Origin of the sequence: Streptomyces sp. Ru73 (genome assembly GCF_002920575.1) — a bacterium.
Classification (GTDB): Bacteria; Actinomycetota; Actinomycetes; order Streptomycetales; family Streptomycetaceae; genus Streptomyces.
In genome coordinates, this window is record NZ_PQSQ01000201.1 from 1 (window position 1) to 2,361 (window position 2,361).

Here is a 2,361-nt window from a genome sequence, read left to right on the forward strand (position 1 = left end):
GACCTCTTCCGGCCGGGCCTCGGACCACTCGTCGTGCGGAACGACGGCGTAGACGAAGCCCCGGCCGTCGAGTGCGTCGGGCAGCAACCGGGCCGTCGCGAGAACCCGCGACAGCATCGGCAGCCACGCGAACGGATGCGTGTCGAGCAGGGTGCGGCTGATCGACGCGTTGTCGACGCCGAGTTCGACCAGCCGGGCCGCGAGCCGGTGGGCACGCGCCGTGGCCCAGCGGAACGACCCGGTGTCGGTGGTCAGCCCCGCGTACAGGCAGTGGGCCACCTTTTCGTCGATGGGTTTGCCCCACGCGTCGAGGAGTTCGGCCACGAGCATCGTGGTCGAGTCCGCGGAAGGGTCGATGTAGTTGGCGGTGCCGAACAGTTGGTTGGACGCGTGATGGTCGATGACCAGCACCTCACGCCCGGGACCGGCGAGCCCACTGAGCGCGCCGAGCCGATTGATGCTCGGTATGTCAACGGTGACAACCAGGTCGGCGTCGCGCCGCATGGCCTCCGGAGCGACCAGCAGATGCCCGCCGGGCAGCGACTGAAGAGACTCCGGCAGCTGCGCGGGGGTCGCGAACGACACCTCGACGTGCTTGCCGGATGCGGCGAGCACCTGCGCCAGGGCGAGCCCGGCGCCGATGGTGTCCGCGTCCGGATAGACGTGGCAGATGACACTGACACTCGATGCCGCGGTCAGCAGATCAGCGGCACCACGGGCGTCGACGCGCGCGCCGGCGATCTGGGCGTCCGGACCGGTCAGCAGACCGGTCTTGGGATCGGTTGTCGTCACCGCCATGGTATATCTCCTTCTTAAAGTTAAACAAAATTATTTCTAGAGGGGAATTGTTATCCGCTCACAATTCCCCTATAGTGAGTCGTATTAATTTCGCGGGATCGAGATCTCGATCCTCTACGCCGGACGCATCGTGGCCGGCATCACCGGCGCCACAGGTGCGGTTGCTGGCGCCTATATCGCCGACATCACCGATGGGGAAGATCGGGCTCGCCACTTCGGGCTCATGAGCGCTTGTTTCGGCGTGGGTATGGTGGCAGGCCCCGTGGCCGGGGGACTGTTGGGCGCCATCTCCTTGCATGCACCATTCCTTGCGGCGGCGGTGCTCAACGGCCTCAACCTACTACTGGGCTGCTTCCTAATGCAGGAGTCGCATAAGGGAGAGCGTCGAGATCCCGGACACCATCGAATGGCGCAAAACCTTTCGCGGTATGGCATGATAGCGCCCGGAAGAGAGTCAATTCAGGGTGGTGAATGTGAAACCAGTAACGTTATACGATGTCGCAGAGTATGCCGGTGTCTCTTATCAGACCGTTTCCCGCGTGGTGAACCAGGCCAGCCACGTTTCTGCGAAAACGCGGGAAAAAGTGGAAGCGGCGATGGCGGAGCTGAATTACATTCCCAACCGCGTGGCACAACAACTGGCGGGCAAACAGTCGTTGCTGATTGGCGTTGCCACCTCCAGTCTGGCCCTGCACGCGCCGTCGCAAATTGTCGCGGCGATTAAATCTCGCGCCGATCAACTGGGTGCCAGCGTGGTGGTGTCGATGGTAGAACGAAGCGGCGTCGAAGCCTGTAAAGCGGCGGTGCACAATCTTCTCGCGCAACGCGTCAGTGGGCTGATCATTAACTATCCGCTGGATGACCAGGATGCCATTGCTGTGGAAGCTGCCTGCACTAATGTTCCGGCGTTATTTCTTGATGTCTCTGACCAGACACCCATCAACAGTATTATTTTCTCCCATGAAGACGGTACGCGACTGGGCGTGGAGCATCTGGTCGCATTGGGTCACCAGCAAATCGCGCTGTTAGCGGGCCCATTAAGTTCTGTCTCGGCGCGTCTGCGTCTGGCTGGCTGGCATAAATATCTCACTCGCAATCAAATTCAGCCGATAGCGGAACGGGAAGGCGACTGGAGTGCCATGTCCGGTTTTCAACAAACCATGCAAATGCTGAATGAGGGCATCGTTCCCACTGCGATGCTGGTTGCCAACGATCAGATGGCGCTGGGCGCAATGCGCGCCATTACCGAGTCCGGGCTGCGCGTTGGTGCGGATATCTCGGTAGTGGGATACGACGATACCGAAGACAGCTCATGTTATATCCCGCCGTTAACCACCATCAAACAGGATTTTCGCCTGCTGGGGCAAACCAGCGTGGACCGCTTGCTGCAACTCTCTCAGGGCCAGGCGGTGAAGGGCAATCAGCTGTTGCCCGTCTCACTGGTGAAAAGAAAAACCACCCTGGCGCCCAATACGCAAACCGCCTCTCCCCGCGCGTTGGCCGATTCATTAATGCAGCTGGCACGACAGGTTTCCCGACTGGAAAGCGGGCAGTGAGCGCAAC

The 2,361-nt window shown here is 60.9% G+C and carries 2 protein-coding genes and 1 pseudogene; 2 read left to right on the plus strand and 1 reads right to left on the minus strand.

Translation table 11 applies throughout. The features are described from left to right. Positions 1-798, minus strand: a 798-nt coding sequence (locus C3486_RS36490; RefSeq protein ID WP_103837125.1) for a bifunctional oligoribonuclease/PAP phosphatase NrnA, incomplete at its 3' end; no start/stop codon positions are given. A gap of 109 nt (positions 799-907) precedes the next feature. Here C3486_RS36490 and C3486_RS36495 point away from each other — a divergent pair. Both C3486_RS36495 and lacI read left to right on the plus strand, forming a co-directional pair. After that, positions 908-1,192, plus strand: a pseudogene (locus tag C3486_RS36495) (MFS transporter); the annotation flags it as partial. A 79-nt stretch (positions 1,193-1,271) separates the two neighbouring features. Continuing rightward, on the plus strand, positions 1,272-2,354 hold the full coding sequence (gene lacI, locus C3486_RS36500) for a DNA-binding transcriptional repressor LacI (protein ID WP_000805902.1): 1,083 nt from the start codon (positions 1,272-1,274) through the stop codon (positions 2,352-2,354). Positions 2,355-2,361: the final 7 nt, after the last annotated feature.